The following is a 17,175-nucleotide window of genomic DNA, read 5'->3' as shown; positions in this document are numbered from 1 at the left end:
GCGCGGGCCGGCGCCGCGATGCGGGCGCTTTTGCTGGGCGAGAGCGAGATCTTCGACGACGAGTTCCGCATGATCCGCGGCGACGGCAAACCCGTCTGGGTCGAGGTCCGCGGCCGCGCCCTCGCCCGCGACGGCGCGGGCCGCGCGATGCGGGTCGCCGGCGTCCTGATGGACATCACCGGCCGCAAGGAGTCCGAAGCCGCGCTGCGCTGCATCAACGCTCGTCTGTCCGAGGCGATGGCCCGCCGCGACGCGGCCGAGAAGCGGTTTCTCGATATCGCCGCCGTGTCAGACGACTGGTTCTTCGAACTCGATAGCGACCTGCGCCACGTCTACCTGTCGGAAAACTTCGAAAAGCTGCTGGGCCGACCGGCGCAAAGCATGCTGCACCAGCCGCTGGACGCGCTGGCCCCCGGCGCCACCGGATCCGCCGAATGGGCCGCCTTGATCGCCCGATTGGAGGCCCGCGAACCCTTCGCGGACGCGATGTTCGAGCATGAGCGCGGCACGGGCGAGCGGGTCTGGCTGCGGCTGTCGGGCACGCCCTTCCACGATCCGGAGGGCACGTTCCTCGGCTACCGCGGCGTGGGATCCGACGTCACCGCGCTCTACGCCGAACGTCTGCGCGCGATCGAGGGCAGCGCCGCGAAGGGACGCATGCTCGCCACCATGAGCCATGAGATCCGCACGCCGCTCAACGGTATCCTCGGCATGGCGGAACTGCTCGACCCGCTGCTCGACCATGACGGCCAGCGCGAGATGCTGACGACGATCCGCGCGTCCGGAGAGATCCTTGTCGGCATGCTCGACAACCTGCTCGACATGTCCAAGATCGAGGCGGGGCAGCTCGAGCTCGTAAGCGCACCGCTGGTGCCGCGCGACGTTGTCGAGAAGACCATGAGCCTGTACCGCGAGCGAGCGCGGCAGAAGGGCATTGCCTTCGAGCTGAAGGCCGATCCGGGCGCGGCACGCCCACGCCTGGGTGACGCGCATCGCCTGCAGCAGATCCTGCAGAACCTCGTGTCGAACGCCTTCAAGTTCACCGCCCAAGGCCACGTGACGATCCGCCTTTCGGCCCCGGCCGACCACCCGGTGACGATCGACGTGGCCGACAGCGGCATCGGCATGTCGCCCGAGCAGGCGGAAACGGTGTTCGAGGCGTACCGGCAGGCCGACAGCCGGATCGCCTCGCGCTACGGCGGCACCGGCCTCGGGCTGTCCATCGTGCACGAGTTGGTGGCGGCCATGGGCGGCGTCATCTCGGTCGATAGCACTCCCGGCGCGGGCACGCGGTTCCGCCTGACGCTGCCCTTGTGCGAGGTTCGCGACTTGTCCACGCCTTCCGTGATCGGGGCGCAGCATCTCGGCGGTCCCGCTCATGAAGCCGCACTCGCCGGCAAACGCCTTCTGCTGGCCGATGACAGCGAAACCAACCTCGCCGTCCTGCGCGGCATGCTGCGCCACACCGGCGCGCACTGCGTCGAAGCGCGCGATGGCCTAGAGGTGGTGGCGCGGTGGACGGAGCAGGCGCGCGGGCGCGCCGGTGCGCCCTTCGACCTCCTGGCGCTCGACATCAACATGCCGGGCAAGACCGGTCGCGAGGCAATGGCCGAGCTTCGCACACACGAGGCCGCACTCGGCTTTGCGCCGGTCCCGGCCCTCGCAGTCACGGCAGACGTGCAGCCCGAGCAGGTGGTCGAGTCGATCGCGGCCGGTTTCGATGCGGTTCTGGCGAAGCCCTTCGGCCGGTCGAATCTGGTCGGCGTGGCATCGCGGCTCGTCGCGGAGCGCGACGTTGACCGGGAAATTGAGCCTTCGCCACCCGCGGACCCGTCGAATTGCCGGGTTCTGATCGCCGACGACGACGAGATCGCGCGCGAGATCCTGACCGAGTTCCTGCGCGTCGCAGACCCCGCGTTCGAGGTGCAGGTGGCCACCGATGGTCGCGCGGCTTTGATGGCGGGCCTCACGCAGACCTACGGCTTGATGATCCTCGACCGCAACATGCCCGGCATCCCCGGCGATCGCGTCATCCGGGCCCTACGCGGCGGGCGATCCGCGAACCGGGACACGCCGATGGTCTTGGCCTCGGGCGAGACCGACCGCGCGCGGTTCGGCCGGCGGGATGTGGGAGAGGCGGATTTCTACGCGACCAAGCCCTTGGACATGTCGTCCTTCGTGTCCGCAATCCGAACCTTGACTGGGCGCAGCAGCGCCCAACAGGCGGCCACGGGAACGTAAGCATGTGCCGCAGAGCGGCCGCGAGTGACTGATGCAGGCCCTCGCCCACACAGCGTCCGCTACATTCCCTCTTCCGCAACCAAGCGTCGCATCTCGTCCAGTAGAGCATCGAGCGACGGGAGTATCAGGCGATGGCGCTCGGCCTCGGGCACTTTGCCGGCGGCATCGAGCGCGGCCTGCATGTCGATCAGGCGGGTGTCGAGCAGGGCCAGCCCGAGCGTGCGCGCGGTGCCGGACAGCAGATGAACGCGGCCGGCCACATCGGCCCGAACTCCGTTCGTGAAAGGCATCGCTTGCCGCGCCTCGGTCAGCGCGTCGACATGCCCCGGAAGGCGCGCGATCAGCCCGCGCCGCGCGCCAGCCAAGCGTTGGGTCAGCCCCTCGGGCTCATTCACGGCATATCAGGCCGCGTCGAGCCGGCGGACGGCACCACGGGCGCGGGCCAGCAGATCGTAACCGGCCATCGCATCGTGCCGTTCGGGACGCACCATCGCGCCGACGCGCAGGCGCGGGCACAGATCCGGCGCGTGGCCCGCGAAATGATGCAGCGTCGTCATCGCGGCGTCGATCGCCTGCCCGATCATGTCGCCCTCGATCGAGCGCGCGTCGGCCAGAAGGGCAACGAAATCGCCGCGCCCCGCATAGGCGAGCGTCGGGCGCATGGGCCGCATCACGTCGATCACCGTATCGGCCACGTCAGCCAGCAGATCGACGAAGGCCCGCCGTTCGAGTGCGTCGAACAGCGTGCGGCCATTCTCGATGTGGAAACACAGCGCGGAAGAGTTCATCACGCCCAGTCGCGTCTTGACCTGCACCATGTTCTGCAGCGCCGCGAAATCCACGAGCATCTCGGTCCTTGGCAGCGGCGCGGGTTCGTGGAAGCCGAGTCGCGACAGGTCGTGCCAGTCGCTGTGGTTCATCACCGCGCGCAGCGTGTCCAGGCGATCGCCCTCGTGCAACAGGCCCACGGCACCTTCGATCCGGTCGCGCAGTTCGCGCAACGCGACCGGCTTGGAAATGAAATCGGTCGCGCCGGCATCGAACGCATCCTTGATCGCCGATTCGTGCGTACGCGCGGTGATCATCAGGATCGGCGTCCGTTCGTAGCCGGGTCGGGCGCGCAGCTGGCGCGTCACGTCGATCCCGCTCAGGCCGGGCATCTGGATGTCCACCAGCAGGCAATCGAACGGCAGCAGCGCCGAGTCCACGGCCGCCAGGCACTCGGCGGCACCGGCGGCGGTCGTCACGTCGGTATGGCCCAGCTCGGCCAGGTAGGCGGCGCAGATCTCGAGGTTCGCGGCATCGTCATCCACGACAAGAACGCGCATCCGGAACTGCGAGGGCGATATCAGCATGCGTAACCCGACCAGATTCTACGGAAACTGTACGCCCCGAGACCTTAATGAAACGCTAGCGCGGCCCCTGCGGGCCGTCCGGCGGAGCCCCGACCGCCGACCAGACCATGCTGCGCGCAGCCGTGACCACGCGGTCGCGGCCGTCGGACTTGGCGGTCAAAAGGCGCGAGTCGGCCGCGCGGTAGAGCGCCTCGAAATCGGTGCCGTCGTCGGGCAGGCGCGCGATTCCGGCCGAGAAGCCGATCGCCGGCACGGTCAGGTTGTGCACGTCGACCGCTCGGCCGACCACGTTTCGGACGTCGGCCAGCCTCAGCAGCAACGATTGTTCCTCGGCGCCGGCGACCAGGACCAGGAACTCCTCGCCTCCCAACCGGAACACGGCGTCGGCCTCGCGGAAGCGCGCGCGCAAGGCCCGCGACAGGTTGACCAGCACCAGGTCGCCCAAGTCGTGTCCGTGCAGGTCGTTGATCGCCTTGAAGTGGTCCACGTCCAGCACCGCCGCGGCCAGCGGCTGGCCGCTGGCCGCCATGACGTCGAAGCGCCGCCCCAGCGCCCGCCGGTTCAGCAGGCCGGTCAGCGGATCAAGCTGCGCCGAGGTCTCGGCCTGCCGGCGCGCGGTCTCGGTGCGACGGGCGATGCGCTCCAGCGCGCGTTCCCGCGCCCGCGACACGCTGACGTCCTGGGCCGAGAACAGCCAGCCCAGCGGCTCGTGGACGGGACCGAAGACCGGACGGACCGGATCGACCGAGAAATCGTAGTAGCGCAGGCCGAACGCCTCTGAGGCAAGCCGCCGGCCCTCGGTGTCGCGGCAGGCGTGGAAGCGGGCGATCAGGTCCTCGACGATCTCGGGATCGCTCTCGTCCCCGCGGTGGTCGACCTCTTCGGCCAGCATCCGCATGGCGGCGGCATTCGATGGTATGATCTCGTCCTCGCGCGTAACGACGAAGATCGCCTGCGGCAGCGTGTCGATCACCTGCCTGCGCGCGATCGCCGACACGTTCAGCGCGCCGCCGCCCAGCAGCATGATGACGTAAGCCCCCACCGCCACCGCGAACAGGAACGGCGTGGGATCGTAGCCGGCCAGGCTGAACCCCCCGAGCGTGTAGGCCAGGTTGCCGACGATCGGGATGCCGGTGACCGCCAGCAGCAGCACGACCTGGGGGCGCTGGTAGCGCGCCCCCTCGCGGTAGGCGCGCACCAGGATGAACAGCGCCCAGATCAGGAAGAAATAGAGATACGCCGCCGCCGCGACGAAGCCGATGCCGCGGTCGTGCAGGACCTCGCCGTCGACCAGCCGCGTGTCGGGGCCGTAGAACAGCCCGTGCGCCGGGCTGGTCAGCGCCAGCGCGCTGACGGCGGCGGGCACGACGAGGTACAGGAACAGGCGCACCGGTCGGGTGAACGGCGGCTGGCCCTGCTTGTGCGCGATCAGAAAGATCAGCCACGCCGTGGGCACCAACGTGATCCCGGTGTGGATGAGCCCACCGAAGAACAGCTTGCACCCCAGCATGTCGACCGACAGCTCGAACGCGGCGAAGAACAGCCACCACAGCATGCCGAGATTGGCCATGAACAGGGCGGTCCGGCCGGGGAACCGCTGGAACGCTACCAGCCACAGCGAGAGCGGCAGCAGCGAGACCGCCAGCATCAGCGCGGCGATCGACACGCCCGACCAGTCGGTCGATTGCATGCAGGTCGAGAAGGTCTCAAGGATTGCCAAGCGCGGGCGCTCTCGTCTGGTCTGCCGTCCGTTCGTGTCCCGGCGCCCGCCGACGACCTTAGGGGCCGGAACGCGCTTCGAGTCTGGTAGGCGCAAGCGCGTCGAATGTCCACTTTTGCACGGCGCGACGTTGCGACCCGGCGCGGGCGCACCGGGCCCTTTCCCTTGCGGGACACCGCAATAGCTACCCCTCGAAAGGAGAAGCCATGCTGCTCGCGCTCGAGTCCGTGACCAAGTCCTATACCGGTGCCGACGGCCCGGTGCCGGTGCTGCAGGGCGTCGACCTGTCGCTGGAAGCGGGCGGCACCCTAGCCCTGACCGGCGAGTCCGGGTCGGGCAAGAGCACGCTGCTGCACCTGGTGGGCGGGCTCGACACCGCCGATTCCGGGACCATCCGGCTCAACGGGCAGGACGTGACCGAATTGGACGATCGCGGACGGGCGGGGTTGAGACGCGGCACGGTCGGGCTGATCTTCCAGCAGTTCAACCTGATCCCGTCGCTGGACGTGGCAGCGAATATCGCCTTCCAGGCGCGCCTTGCGGATCGGTACGATTCCGACCGTGCGAATAGGCTGGCCGATGCGCTGGGGTTGGGGGCGCAGTTGCGGAAATACCCCGAGCAACTGTCGGGCGGGCAGCAGCAGCGGGTGGCGATCGCACGCACCTTGGCTGCCGCGCCCGCGCTGGTGCTGGCCGACGAGCCGACCGGCAACCTCGACGAGGCGACCGCCGGGCAGGTGCTGGACCAGATGCTGGAGCTGGTAGCCGAGACCGGTGCCGCGTTGCTGATGGTCACGCATTCGCCCACGCTGGCGGCGCGAATGGACCGGCGCGCGCACCTGACGCGCGGCCGCTTGGCATGACCCGCGCCGGGCTTCAGGCCCTGTGGTCGCACTGGCGGCGCAACCCGCTGCAATTGTTCACGCTGGTCGCGGGGTTGGCGATGGCCACCGCTCTGTGGTCCGGCGTGCAGGCAATCAACGCCGAGGCCCGGGCAAGTTACGACGCGGCAGCGGACACGCTGGGACAGGGTCGCTACGACCAGCTGCTTCCCGCCGCGGGCGAGACGGTCGAGCAATCGGTTTACATCGCGCTGCGCCGCGCCGGCTGGCAGGTCTCGCCGGTGGTCGAGGGGCGGCTGCGGGACGAGGGCGGCACCGTGCGGATCGTGGGCCTCGATCCGCTGACCGCGCCCGAGGGGTTGGGCCCCGTCGGTGGTGAAGCGGAAGATGATCTCGCGGGCTTCCTTGCCGATCCGCCGCTGATCGCGGCTCCGGACGCCGCGCGGATCCTGCGCGACCGGCAGGAACCCGTGACCGAAGAGTCCGCCATCGCCCCGGGCACCGCGCTGACCGACATCGGCAAGGCTCAGCGCCTGCTGGGGCTCGACGGGCGGATCAGCCGTTTCGTGGTCGGCGACACCCAACCGCTGGGCCTGCCACCGCTCGACGAGCTGGCGCTGGGGCTGGTGCGCCAACCCGCGCAGGGCACGTCGGATGTCGGCCGCCTGACCGACAGCTTTCACCTGAACCTGACCGCTTTCGGCCTGCTGAGCTTTGCCGTCGGCCTGTTCATCGTGCACGGCGCGATCGGCCTCGCCTTCGAGCAGCGCCGCGGCATGGTCCGCACGTTGCGCAGCCTCGGGATGCCGCTGAAACGGCTGATCGCGTTGATGGCCGCCGAGCTTCTGGCGCTGGCGCTGATCGCCGGCACCATCGGCGTGGCGCTGGGATACGTGATCGCCGCGGCGCTGCTGCCAAACGTCGCCGCGACGATCGAGGGGCTTTACGGAGCGCAGGTGTCGGGCGGGGTGCAGTTGCGCCCGGACTGGTGGCTGTCGGGCCTCGCGATCGCGGTCGGCGGCGCGGCGCTGGCCTCGGCCGATGCGCTGTGGCGGATCGCACGAATGCCGATCCTGTCCGCCGGAGGCGGTCGCGCATGGGCACTGTCGGGCGCCCGCGCCCGGCGCTGGCAGGCCGCCGTGGCGGTCCTGCTGCTGGCGGTGGCGGGCGCGCTGGCGGTCGCGGGCGACGGGCTGGTGGCGGCCTTCGCGATGCTCGGCTGCCTGCTGATCGGTGCCGCGCTCGCGCTGCCGCCGGTGCTGTCTTGGCTTCTGACGCGGGTCGAACGCCGCACCCGCGCGGCGCTGTGGCAATGGTTCTGGGCCGACACGCGCCAGCAGCTTTCGGGGCTGAGCCTGGCGCTGATGGCGCTCCTGCTGGCGATGGCCGCCAATATCGGCGTCTCGACCATGGTGTCGAGCTTCCGCGTGACCTTCACCGAATTCCTGGACCAGCGCCTCGCGGCCGACCTCTACGTGGCGGCCGAGGATGGCGCCGCGCTGCAGACCTTCGCGGCGCCGCTGACGTCCGAGATCATGCCGATCCAGTCGGTCGAGACGCGCCTGGCGGGCCAACCGGCCGAGCTTTACGGCGCGCGCGTCGGCGCCACCTACCGCGAGAACTGGCGCTTCCTCGACGCCACCGACGCGCCGTGGCTGGCGGTGGCCGAAGGCAATGCGGTAATCGTGAACGAACAGCTGGCCCGCCGCGGCGAGCTGTGGGTCGGCGACACGCTGACCATCGCACCGGACGTCGCGCTGCCGGTGGCCGGCGTCTTCGGCGATTACGGGAACCCCATCGGGCAGGCCATCATCGCCGAGGCTCTGTTCCGCGATCTGCACCCCGACGTGACGCCCACCCGCTTCGGGCTGGTCACCGACGACCCCGCCCGCCTGCGCCGCGCGCTGACCGAGGATCTGGGCCTGCCCGACAGCGGGGTGACCGATCAGGCGGCGCTGAAGGCCTTCTCGCTGCAGGTGTTCGAACGGACGTTCACCGTCTCGGCCGCGCTGAACGTGCTGACGCTGACCGTGGCCGGCTTCGCGATCTTCATGTCGCTGCTGACGCTCGCGACGATGCGTCTGCCGCAGCTGGCGCCCGTCTGGGCGCTGGGTCTTCGGCGCGCCGATCTGGCTTGGCTCGAGTTGCTGCGCGCGGTGGTGCTGGCCGCGCTGACGGCGATTCTGGCGGTGCCGCTCGGGCTTGCGCTCGCATGGGTATTGCTGGCCTTCGTCAACGTCGAGGCGTTCGGCTGGCGGCTGCCGATGTTCCTTTTCCCGCTGGATTACCTGACGCTGGCCGGCGTGGCCCTCGTCGCCGCGGCGCTGGCGGCCGCCTGGCCCGCGCGGCGGCTGGCCCGCACCCCGCCCGCGTCCCTGCTGAAGGTGTTTGCCCATGAACGCTAGGACCACCGCGCTGTGCCTGGGGCTGTTCGCCCTGCCCCAGGCAATGTCGGCGCAAGGCTTCGCCGGCATGGGATCGGACGCCGAAGGCTTCGCCGATCCGGAGCGTGGCCGGGCCTTCGACTTCCCGGCGGATCATGGCCCGCATCCCGAGTACCGGATCGAGTGGTGGTATCTGACCGCCAACCTCACCGGCCCGGACGGCACGCCCTACGGGCTGCAATGGACACTCTTCCGCTCGGCCCTCGCGCCCTACGAGACCGACGGCTGGGACAGCCCGCAGGTCTGGTTCGCGCACGCGGCGGTGACTTCGGAAGACGACCACCTGGTGGCCGAGCGCTTTGCCCGCGGCGGCATCGGCCAGGCCGGCGTGACCGCGCAGCCGTTCGAGGCCTGGATCGACGACTGGCGCCTGTGGGGGCCGGATTTCGACGACCTGCGGCTGCAGGCGGCGGGGCCGGATTTTGCCTACGACCTCGCGCTCGACGCGCAGGGGCCCTTGGTCTTCCACGGCGACGACGGCTACTCGGTCAAGTCCGCGGCCGGGCAGGCCAGCTACTACTATTCGCAGCCTTTCTTCGACGCGCACGGCACGATCACGCTGCCCGACGGCACCGTCGAGGTTACCGGCTCCGCATGGGTGGATCGCGAGTGGTCGTCGCAGCCTCTGGCGTCGAACCAGACCGGATGGGACTGGTTCTCGCTGTCGTTCGACGGCGGCGCCAAGCTGATGGGCTTCCGCCTGCGCGGCGGGGACGAGGCCTACACCTCGGCCACGTGGATCGCCCCGGACGGCGCTGCAACCGCCTATCCCGAAGGCGCTTTCTCGGCCGAACCGCTGGAGACGACCGACGTGGCGGGCCGGACTGTGCCCACCCGCTGGCGCGTCACGCTGCCCGACCGCGACCTCGACGCGACAGTCACCGCGCTGAACCCCGGCGCGTACATGACCACCGCCGTCCCCTACTGGGAGGGGCCGGTGCAGGTATCGGGCAGCCACGCCGGGCGCGGCTACCTCGAGATGACCGGCTACTGAGCCTCGAGCGCGTCGAGCATCCCGGACATGACCGAGACGAAATCGCCCTCGGCCGGCGGCGCGGCGAGCGGCGGGAAGACGACCGAGCGCAGGCCCATCTCCTCGGCGCGGGCGATAGCCTCGTCCGGGGGCGCAGCCTCCCACAGGATGGTGCCGGCGCCGGTTTCGGCCTGCAGCGCGGCCAGCGCGTCCCACTGCTCGGCCGTCGGCATCGCCCCGGCCTCCCATTCCAGTGCCTCGATGGTCAGCCCGTAGGCGCGGGCGAAGTACTGGTAGACCGGGTGCGTGGCCAGGATCGTCGCGTTCTCGAGGCCGACAGCGACCTCTTGCGCGCGCGTGTCAAGCGCCATCAGGTCGTCGCGCAGCGCGGCGCGGTTGCGCGCAATGGCGTCGGCGAGGTCCGGCATCCGCCGTTGCATGAACACCGCCAGCGCATCGGCCTGATCGGCGGCGATAGCGAAGTCCAGCCAAGTGTGGCTGGCGATCGCGTCGTGCGAATGCTCTTCGCCCTCGCCATGGCTGTGGGTGATCGCCTCGGTCCGGATGTAGCGGTCCTGAAGCCCGCGGTTCGTGTCGACCATGGCCGAGCGGGGCAGCGACACGCGGGTGGTCCACGGCGCGTAGCCGGCCCCGTTCAGCGCGATCACCTCGGCGTCCTGGATGGCGCCGAGATCCGCCAACCCTGGCACCCAGAACGCCGGGTCCTGCCCCTCGGGCACGGGAAAGCGCACCTCGACCGCGTCGCCACCCAGCCGCTCGGCGAAAAAGGCCAGCGGGTAGTTCACCGGTGCAACGGCGGGACGGTCCTGCGCGAGGGCCGCGCCGGCCAGAAGGGCGGCGACCAGCGCGCCCGCGAGGGTGGCAAGGCGCGTCATCACTGCTCCTCCTGCCCGCGGGCGATGTCGCCGGGGGTGAGCAGCCAGTAATCCTGGTGCCCCTCGCTGACGGTGACGTCGATGCGCATGCCCGTGTCGCGCACCGCGTCGGGCAGCGCAAAGGCGGTTTCGCCGTCATCGTCCAGCATTACGGTACCCAGCGGAGCGCCCTCGGCATCCGTCAGCGCGATCTCGCCCGCCGTCGGCACGCGGCCCGACGAGAACGTCGTCTCGACGATCACCGTGTCGCCGTCGACGCGCGCGAAAACGCGCAGGTCATGCGCCAGCGCAGGCGCCGCGAGCAGGCTCAGCAGAAGGGCGAGACGGATCATTCGACGCTCCACGGTTCGAACTGCACCCAGATCACGGCGCCCAGTTCGTGCGCCTTCTCTTCGCCCTCGTACATCATCGGCTCTTCGGCGGTGTTGAGCGCAGCGAAGCCCCACCAGCCGGAGGCCGGCACGGCGTAGGTGAACACGCCGTTCTCGTCCGCCTTGATCGTCTGCGTGATCATCAGGTCCGACGGCACGGCGGCGCCGGTCTGGTTGTAGTGCTCGACCTCGACCTCGGCGTTCGCGACGGGGATGCCGTCCAGCATGACGACGCCCTGGAAGACGTTGCCGGTCCACAACCCGAAGGGCTTGGACAGCGGCACGATCTCGGTCTTTAGGCCAAGCTCGGTGTCCCAGCCGCTGTCGTCGCCATAGGCCGCGACGTAGGTCTTGGTGTAATGCGTGATGAAGGCATCTTCCTCGGGCTCCCAGTAGGGCTGGGGCGTCATGGCGAAGACATGCGTGCCCGGCCGGTCGAGCGCGTATTCCATCGTGAAACCCGGGTGATCCATGACCGTCGCCTCGGACAGCTCGTCCAGCAGGTCGGTCGTCTCGCCCTCGTGCGTGACGGTGAAGGCTTCGGGCCGCGCGAGGTCCATCCCGATGCCCTCGAACGGGTGGCTGAACGACAGCGTCAGATCGACCGAGCGGCCGTCCTCCTGGCTGACCATCGGATCGGACGGGATGATCATCCCGTAATGGGCAAGGGCCGGTGCGGCGGCCAGGGCCATCGCGGCGGCGAGGGATACGGTTCGGGTCATGGGTTTCTCCTCCGGGTTGCTTGGTTCATTGGGCGATCAGCCAGATGACAAGGGTATCGCCGCGCGATTGCACCGCGATGACAAGGCCGAGCGCGACCACCAGCGCCGCGCCCAGCAGGATCGCGATCTCGGCCCCCGCGAGGCGCAGGATCATGCCGCGCCCGGCGCCGATGCGCCGCGCGGTGTCCAGCTCCGGCGCGCGCAACCGCCACGCAAGGCCCAGCGCAAGGGCGACGGCGCCCGCCGCGGCAAGGCCGATGATGGCGCTGACCGCGTCCAGAAGCGTCGCGATGCGGAAGATGCGATCGACCAGTCGATCCACGACGTCGGCCGGCACCACGAGCTGCAGCGGGTCCTCGGGATCGAGGTAGCGCCCCCGCAGGATCGTGCCCGACCGCGTGTCGTACGGCTCGATCAGCACCGCGGTCAGCGGGTAGCTTTCCGGCGCGCCGTGGAAGTGAAAGCTGTCGATGTTCTCGGGCGTGATGCGGTTGTATTGCACCAGCGCCGCGTTCGCGGTCACCGGGTCCTGCCCTTCCTCGACCACGTCCTGATGGCCGTGACCGATGCCGGCGATGACCCAGGTCGTCTTGACGTCGGTCAGCACGGCCTCGTCGTCGGGCGTGCCCGTAGGCGCAAGGACACCCGTCACGGTCATCTGCAGCGGGTAGACCCCGTCGAGGTCGAACAGGTTCTCGGGCGACGACACGATCGTGTCGCCGGGACCCACCCCCAAGCGTCGGGCGACGGACGCGCCCAGCACCGCCTCGCCCAGCACGGCGAAGCGGCGGCCCTCGGCGACCTCGAGGTCGCGAAACGTGAAGTAATCGAGGCTGGTGCCGACCACGCGGGCATCCCGCGCGGTGAACATCGTGTTGAGCGGGATCGGAAGCGCGAGGTCGCTGTCCCAGATGTCCTCGGCCGCCTGCATGGTGACGGGCTGCGCGCGATCCTCGCCGAAGTAGAGCGCGCCCATCACGAGGTCGATCTGGCTGCCGCGCGCGCCCAGCACCAGCGGCGTTGCCTCGGCCCGGGCGGTCAGAGTGCGTTCCGACCCGCGCAGCAAAGTCTGGCTGACCAGCGGCACGGCCAGGATCACGGCGGCGACCAGCACCATCACGACGCTGCGCAGCCAGTGCCAGCGCAGGTGCGCGAAGGCAAGGAAGGCGGCGTTCATGCGGCCCTCCGCAGCTCGGCGAAGTCGATCACGCGGTCGAAGCGCGGCAGCAGCGCGTGGTCGTGGGTGACCGCCAGCACCGTCGCGCCGGCCTCGGCGGCGCGGTCGAACAGCAGGTCGAGGATCAGCGTCTTGGTGTCGGGGTCGAGGTTTCCGGTCGCCTCGTCCGCCAGGATCAGGCCGGGCCGGGTGATCAGCGCCCGGCAGATCGCCACGCGCTGCTGCTCGCCCTGGCTGAGCGCGCCGGGGTGGCGGTGCAGCCGGTCGGCGATTCCGCAGGCGGTGGCAAGCGCCTCGGCCCGGTCGCGCACCGCGTCGTCCAGAACCAGCCCCGGCGCAATGCGGTAGGGGTAGAGGATGTTCTCGCGCGCGCTCAGGTAGTCCATCAACGCGAAGTTCTGGAACACGAAGCCGATGCGCCGGGCGCGGAAGGCGCGGCGCTGCGCGTCGCCCAGGGTCGAAAGGTCGTGCCCGTCCACGGTGACATGTCCCCGCGCGGCGACCTGCAGCCCGGCAACCAGGTTCAGCAACGTGGTCTTGCCGGTCCCCGACGGCCCGACGATCGCCACGCGCGCACCCCTCTCGATGGCGAGATGCGGCACGTCCAGCCGGAAGCCGCCGCGCGGATAGGCGAAGTCGAGGTCGGCGATGTCGATCACAGTCCGCTCGCCCCTCCGGCATCCGCCGTGACCCGTTCGGCGTCGGTCAGCGAAAAGCGGGTGATCCGCCAGGCGCCGTCCGTTGGCGTCATCTCGAGTTCGGCGGCGTAGGTGTTGTCGCGCACGTGGCTGTGGCCGCCGTGTCCGACGATCCCCATGACGTGCCACGTGGCGTCCATCCAGACGCCGCCGTCCGTCTCGCGCGCGTCGAGGTCCAGCATCTCCATCTCGAAGACCGTCTGGTCGGGCTCGTAGTCCACGCCCGCCATCGCGCCCATGCGTTCGAGGTACAGCGTCACCAGCGCATCGCCTCCGGCGACCTGCGCCAGCGTGTCGTAGATCTCGGCCTCTTCCGTGCGCCCAAAGGCGTCGTAGATCACGGCCAGGTAGTCCGGCACCACGTCCGCGGCATCGTTAGCCAAGGCGGGTGCCGACAGCGCGGCGCCCGAGGCGACCGGGTAGGCGCCGCCCTGTCGCCCCGCGAGCCCCAGCGCCATGACGCATAGCGCCGAAAGGCCGAGTGACAGCGCCATGATCGTGCCGATGCGCACTATTCTCTCCTGTCCATCCCGATCTGAACCTAGGGCCCTCGCCCGCTTAGGCGAGGTCTGCGACCGCGACGCGCGCGGCCCGCTCGAGGGCACCCGATGGTGAAGCCCTTGGTCAGGTATACCCGTCCCGGACCGGGCGACAAGGCCGCGCCCGGCAGGGCGTCACTCGTTCAGCAGGCCGTCAAGGTACGCGCCGTAGGCCGTCTTGCGGAACAGCGCGGCGCGGGCGGCCAGCGCCTCGGCGTCGATCCAGCCCATCTGCCAAGCGATTTCCTCGGGGCAGCCGACCTGCTGGCCCTGCCGTGCGGACAGCGTGCGCACGAAGTTGCCGGCGTCCAGCAACGAGCCGTGCGTGCCGGTGTCGAGCCAGGCATAGCCGCGCCCCATCTGCCGGACGCTCAGAGCCCCGTCGTCCAGGTACATCTGCAGCAGCGTCGCGATCTCGAGCTCGCCGCGGGCCGAAGGCGTGACCGCGCGGGCGCGCCGGGGCGCCGTGCCGTCGAGGAAGTAGAGGCCCGTCACCGCGTAGGGCGACGGCGGGCGGGCCGGCTTCTCGACGATGGCGCGGGCGGTGCCGTCGGGGCCGAAATCGACCACGCCGTAGCGCTCCGGGTCGGCCACGCGGTAGCCGAAGACGGTGCCGCCCTCGGCCTGCGCGTCGGCCGCGCGCAGGTGCTCGGGCAGGCCGTGGCCGAAGAAGATGTTGTCGCCCAGCACCATCGCCGACGGCGCGCCCTGCAGGAAATCCTCGGCCAGCAGGTAGGCCTGCGCCAGCCCGTCGGGCGACGGCTGCTGCACGTAGTCGAGCGCCAGTCCCCATTGCGATCCGTCGCCCAGCGTGCGGCGGAACTGTTCCTGGTCCTGCGGGGTGGTGATGACGCAGATCTCGCGGATGCCGGTCAGCATCAGGACGGTCAGAGGGTAGTAGATCATCGGCTTGTCGTAGACCGGCAGCAGCTGCTTGCTGACGCCAATCGTGATCGGGTGCAGCCGCGTGCCCGTGCCGCCGGCCAGGATGATGCCCTTGCGGTCGGTCATGCCTGAAACTCCTCCAGAACGTCCCGCAACCCGTCCCGCCAGTCCGGCGCGGGGATGTTGAAATCGCGCATGATGGCCGCGCAGTCCAGCCGGCTGTTGAGCGGCCGCCGCGTCGGCGTCGGGTAGTCTGCGGTCGCGATGTCGTCGACCTCAGTCCGGCGACCGGCCGCGGCAAAGATGGCGCGGGCGAACTCGGCCCAGCTGACATGCGGCTCGCCCGCCAGATGGTAGGTGCCGCCCGCCTTCCCCGCCTGCATCGCGTCGGCCATGCGCAGAAGCGCGCCCGCGATGGCGGCCGCCGGCGTCGGCCCGCCGACCTGGTCCGCCACGACCGAGACGCAATCGCGTGTGTCCGACAGGCGCAGCATGGTCTTCACGAAGTTCGTGCCGTGAGCCGAGAACACCCACGAGGTGCGCAGGATCACGTACGGCCCGCCCGCGTCGCGCACAGCGTGCTCTCCGGCCAGCTTGGTGCGGCCGTAGGCGCCCAGCGGCGCAGGCATGTCGTCCTCGTGCCACGGGGTCGTGCCCGCGCCGTCGAAGACGTAGTCGGTCGACAGGTGCAGGAACGGGATGCCGCGCGCGGCGCAGGTGCGCGCCATGACGCCCGGCGCCTCGGCGTTCAGCACGTGCGCCTCGGCCTCGGCACCCTCGGCCGCGTCGACGGCGGTCCAGCCGGCGGCGTTGATGACCGCACGGGGGTTGCGCGCCGCGATCGCGTCGGCCGCGGCCGGCGGATCGCGCAGGTCCACCGCGTCGCGGCCCAGCGCGGTGACGTCGGCCTGACGCACCAGTTCCGTGGCGACCTGGCCGGACCTGCCGAAGACGAGGATCATGCGCCCGCGCCCAGGCGGCGCCCGACGCCGTCGCGGTCCAGCAGCGCCTGCCACCACTTCGCGTTGTCGAGGTACCAGTCCACCGTGCGCGCCAGCCCCTGGTCCAGCGTCACCGACGGCCGCCAGCCCAGGTCGTCGCGGATCCGCGTCGCGTCGATGGCATAGCGCGCGTCGTGGCCCGGACGGTCGGACACGAAGGTGATCAGGTCCGCGTGCGGGCCCGCCGTGCGCGGGCGGCGGTCGTCGAGAATGGCGCAGATGGTGCGCACGAGGTCGAGGTTGCTGCGCTCGTTCCCGCCGCCGATGGCGTAGCTGCGCCCGACCGCACCCCGTTGCAGCACCGTCAGCAGCGCCTCGGCGTGATCCTCGACATACAGCCAGTCGCGCACATTCGACCCGTCGCCGTAGACCGGGATCGGCCGGCCGGCCAGCGCGTTCAGGATCACCACCGGGATCAGTTTTTCCGGGAAGTGGTAGGGTCCGTAATTGTTCGAGCAGTTCGACACCACGACCGGAAGTCCGTATGTCGCGCCCCAGGCCCGCACCAGATGATCCGACGCCGCCTTGGACGCCGAGTAGGGGCTGCGCGGATCGTAAGGCGTGTCTTCGGTGAAGTGACCGGTGGCCCCGAGGCTGCCGAACACCTCGTCGGTCGAGACGTGGTGGAAACGAAAGCCCTCGGGCCGGCCGCGGGATTGCCAATGGGCGCGCGCGGCCTCGAGCAGGTGGAAGGTCCCGTTCACGTTGGTCTCGACGAAGGCGCCGGGCCCGTCGATCGACCGGTCGACATGAGTCTCCGCGGCCAGGTGCATCACCGCGTCGGGTTGGTGCCGCGCGAAGACCCGGTCCAGCGCGACACGGTCGCGGATGTCGGCATGCTCGAACGCATAGCCGGGCGCCTCGGCCACCGAGGCGACGTTGTCGAGGCACGCGGCATAGGTCAGCGCGTCCAGGTTGACCACAGCGTGCCCGTCCGCGATCGCGCGACGCACCACCGCCGAGCCGATGAACCCCGCCCCGCCGGTCACGAGGATCTTCATGCGGGCGCCATCGCGAACGGAGTGCGGAAACCGGACCAGCCGGGCGCCGTGGCGTCCTTCTCCGACAGCACGGGCGCGTCCGCGGTGGGCCATGCGATGGCAATCTCGGGGTCGTCCCAGCGCAAGGCGCGCTCGGCGCTAGGCGCGTAGTAGTCCGAGCACTTGTAGACGATCTCGGTGTCGGGCTCGAGCGTCATGAACCCGTGCGCGAAGCCTTCGGGGATGAAGACCTGCAGCCCGTTTCCGGCCGAAAGCTCGAACCCCGCCCAGCGCCCGAACGTGGGCGAGCCGGCGCGCAGGTCGACCGCCA

The 17,175-nt window shown here is 70.2% G+C and carries 17 protein-coding genes and 1 pseudogene; 5 read left to right on the top strand and 13 right to left on the bottom strand.

Annotated elements, in window-relative coordinates; translation table 11 throughout:
- Positions 1 to 18 precede the first annotated feature (18 nt).
- Both ACFDTC_RS14325 and ACFDTC_RS14320 read left to right on the top strand, forming a co-directional pair.
- A pseudogene (locus tag ACFDTC_RS14325) lies at positions 19 to 147 on the top strand (PAS domain-containing protein); the annotation flags it as partial.
- Positions 148 to 237: 90 nt separating this feature from the next.
- Positions 238 to 2,241 (top strand): response regulator, encoded by a 2,004-nt coding sequence (locus tag ACFDTC_RS14320; RefSeq protein ID WP_375259565.1) that lies wholly within the window; start codon positions 238 to 240, stop codon positions 2,239 to 2,241.
- Positions 2,242 to 2,300: 59 nt separating this feature from the next.
- Here ACFDTC_RS14320 and ACFDTC_RS14315 read toward each other — a convergent pair whose 3' ends face one another.
- The 3 genes from ACFDTC_RS14315 to ACFDTC_RS14305 all read right to left on the bottom strand — a co-directional run bounded on the left by ACFDTC_RS14315 (position 2,301) and on the right by ACFDTC_RS14305 (position 5,316).
- A complete protein-coding gene (locus ACFDTC_RS14315) occupies positions 2,301 to 2,636 on the bottom strand; it encodes a hypothetical protein (protein ID WP_375259564.1) in 336 nt (111 codons plus the stop codon).
- 6 nt (positions 2,637 to 2,642) lie between these two features.
- Positions 2,643 to 3,569 carry a response regulator gene (locus ACFDTC_RS14310; protein WP_375259563.1) on the bottom strand — a complete coding sequence of 309 codons (927 nt, stop codon included), beginning with the start codon at positions 3,567 to 3,569 and terminating at the stop codon, positions 2,643 to 2,645.
- Between the two features lie 82 nt (positions 3,570 to 3,651).
- Positions 3,652 to 5,316 (bottom strand): histidine kinase N-terminal 7TM domain-containing protein, encoded by a 1,665-nt coding sequence (locus ACFDTC_RS14305; protein WP_375259562.1) that lies wholly within the window; start codon positions 5,314 to 5,316, stop codon positions 3,652 to 3,654.
- 206 nt (positions 5,317 to 5,522) lie between these two features.
- Here ACFDTC_RS14305 and ACFDTC_RS14300 point away from each other — a divergent pair, with 206 nt between their 5' ends.
- Genes ACFDTC_RS14300 through ACFDTC_RS14290 form a run of 3 tightly spaced genes read left to right on the top strand, consistent with a single transcriptional unit; the run spans position 5,523 to position 9,596 of the window.
- Positions 5,523 to 6,179 (top strand): ABC transporter ATP-binding protein, encoded by a 657-nt coding sequence (locus ACFDTC_RS14300; protein WP_375259561.1) that lies wholly within the window; start codon positions 5,523 to 5,525, stop codon positions 6,177 to 6,179.
- A complete protein-coding gene (locus tag ACFDTC_RS14295) occupies positions 6,176 to 8,563 on the top strand; it encodes an FtsX-like permease family protein (protein WP_375259560.1) in 2,388 nt (795 codons plus the stop codon). The genes ACFDTC_RS14300 and ACFDTC_RS14295 overlap by 4 nt, the downstream gene beginning before the upstream one ends.
- A complete protein-coding gene (locus tag ACFDTC_RS14290; RefSeq protein WP_375259559.1) occupies positions 8,553 to 9,596 on the top strand; it encodes a lipocalin-like domain-containing protein in 1,044 nt (347 codons plus the stop codon). Before ACFDTC_RS14295 ends, ACFDTC_RS14290 begins: the two co-directional genes overlap by 11 nt.
- Here ACFDTC_RS14290 and ACFDTC_RS14285 read toward each other — a convergent pair.
- The 10 genes from ACFDTC_RS14285 to ACFDTC_RS14240 all read right to left on the bottom strand — a co-directional run.
- Positions 9,590 to 10,471, bottom strand: a complete 882-nt coding sequence (locus tag ACFDTC_RS14285) for a metal ABC transporter substrate-binding protein (RefSeq protein ID WP_375259558.1) — start codon at positions 10,469 to 10,471, stop codon at positions 9,590 to 9,592. The two genes, ACFDTC_RS14290 and ACFDTC_RS14285, sit on opposite strands and share 7 nt — an antisense overlap.
- Positions 10,471 to 10,803, bottom strand: coding sequence for a hypothetical protein (locus ACFDTC_RS14280; protein ID WP_375259557.1), 333 nt, complete (start codon positions 10,801 to 10,803; stop codon positions 10,471 to 10,473). The genes ACFDTC_RS14285 and ACFDTC_RS14280 overlap by 1 nt, the downstream gene beginning before the upstream one ends.
- A complete protein-coding gene (locus ACFDTC_RS14275) occupies positions 10,800 to 11,564 on the bottom strand; it encodes a DUF4198 domain-containing protein (RefSeq protein WP_375259556.1) in 765 nt (254 codons plus the stop codon). The genes ACFDTC_RS14280 and ACFDTC_RS14275 overlap by 4 nt, the downstream gene beginning before the upstream one ends.
- A 25-nt stretch (positions 11,565 to 11,589) precedes the next feature.
- Positions 11,590 to 12,741: an ABC transporter permease gene (locus ACFDTC_RS14270; protein ID WP_375259555.1), complete on the bottom strand. Its 1,152-nt coding sequence runs from the start codon at positions 12,739 to 12,741 to the stop codon at positions 11,590 to 11,592.
- Complete coding sequence (locus tag ACFDTC_RS14265; RefSeq protein ID WP_375259554.1) at positions 12,738 to 13,400, bottom strand: ABC transporter ATP-binding protein; 663 nt, start codon at positions 13,398 to 13,400, stop codon at positions 12,738 to 12,740. The genes ACFDTC_RS14270 and ACFDTC_RS14265 overlap by 4 nt, the downstream gene beginning before the upstream one ends.
- Entirely contained in the window at positions 13,397 to 13,951 is a 555-nt protein-coding gene (locus ACFDTC_RS14260; protein ID WP_375259553.1) for a hypothetical protein, read from the bottom strand. Before ACFDTC_RS14260 ends, ACFDTC_RS14265 begins: the two co-directional genes overlap by 4 nt.
- Positions 13,952 to 14,113: 162 nt before the next feature.
- Positions 14,114 to 14,989 (bottom strand): glucose-1-phosphate thymidylyltransferase RfbA, encoded by an 876-nt coding sequence (gene rfbA / locus ACFDTC_RS14255; RefSeq protein ID WP_375259552.1) that lies wholly within the window; start codon positions 14,987 to 14,989, stop codon positions 14,114 to 14,116.
- Entirely contained in the window at positions 14,986 to 15,825 is an 840-nt protein-coding gene (rfbD, locus tag ACFDTC_RS14250) for a dTDP-4-dehydrorhamnose reductase (protein ID WP_375259551.1), read from the bottom strand. Before rfbD ends, rfbA begins: the two co-directional genes overlap by 4 nt.
- Complete coding sequence (rfbB, locus tag ACFDTC_RS14245; RefSeq protein WP_375259550.1) at positions 15,822 to 16,865, bottom strand: dTDP-glucose 4,6-dehydratase; 1,044 nt, start codon at positions 16,863 to 16,865, stop codon at positions 15,822 to 15,824. Before rfbB ends, rfbD begins: the two co-directional genes overlap by 4 nt.
- Positions 16,862 to 17,175: dTDP-4-dehydrorhamnose 3,5-epimerase family protein (locus tag ACFDTC_RS14240; protein ID WP_375259549.1), on the bottom strand; the 314-nt coding region annotated here is incomplete at its 5' end. The genes rfbB and ACFDTC_RS14240, both read right to left, overlap by 4 nt.

This window comes from Citreimonas sp. (genome assembly GCF_042096055.1).
GTDB lineage: Bacteria > Pseudomonadota > Alphaproteobacteria > Rhodobacterales > Rhodobacteraceae > Citreimonas.
This window is presented reverse-complemented; position numbering and strand designations above follow the sequence as displayed.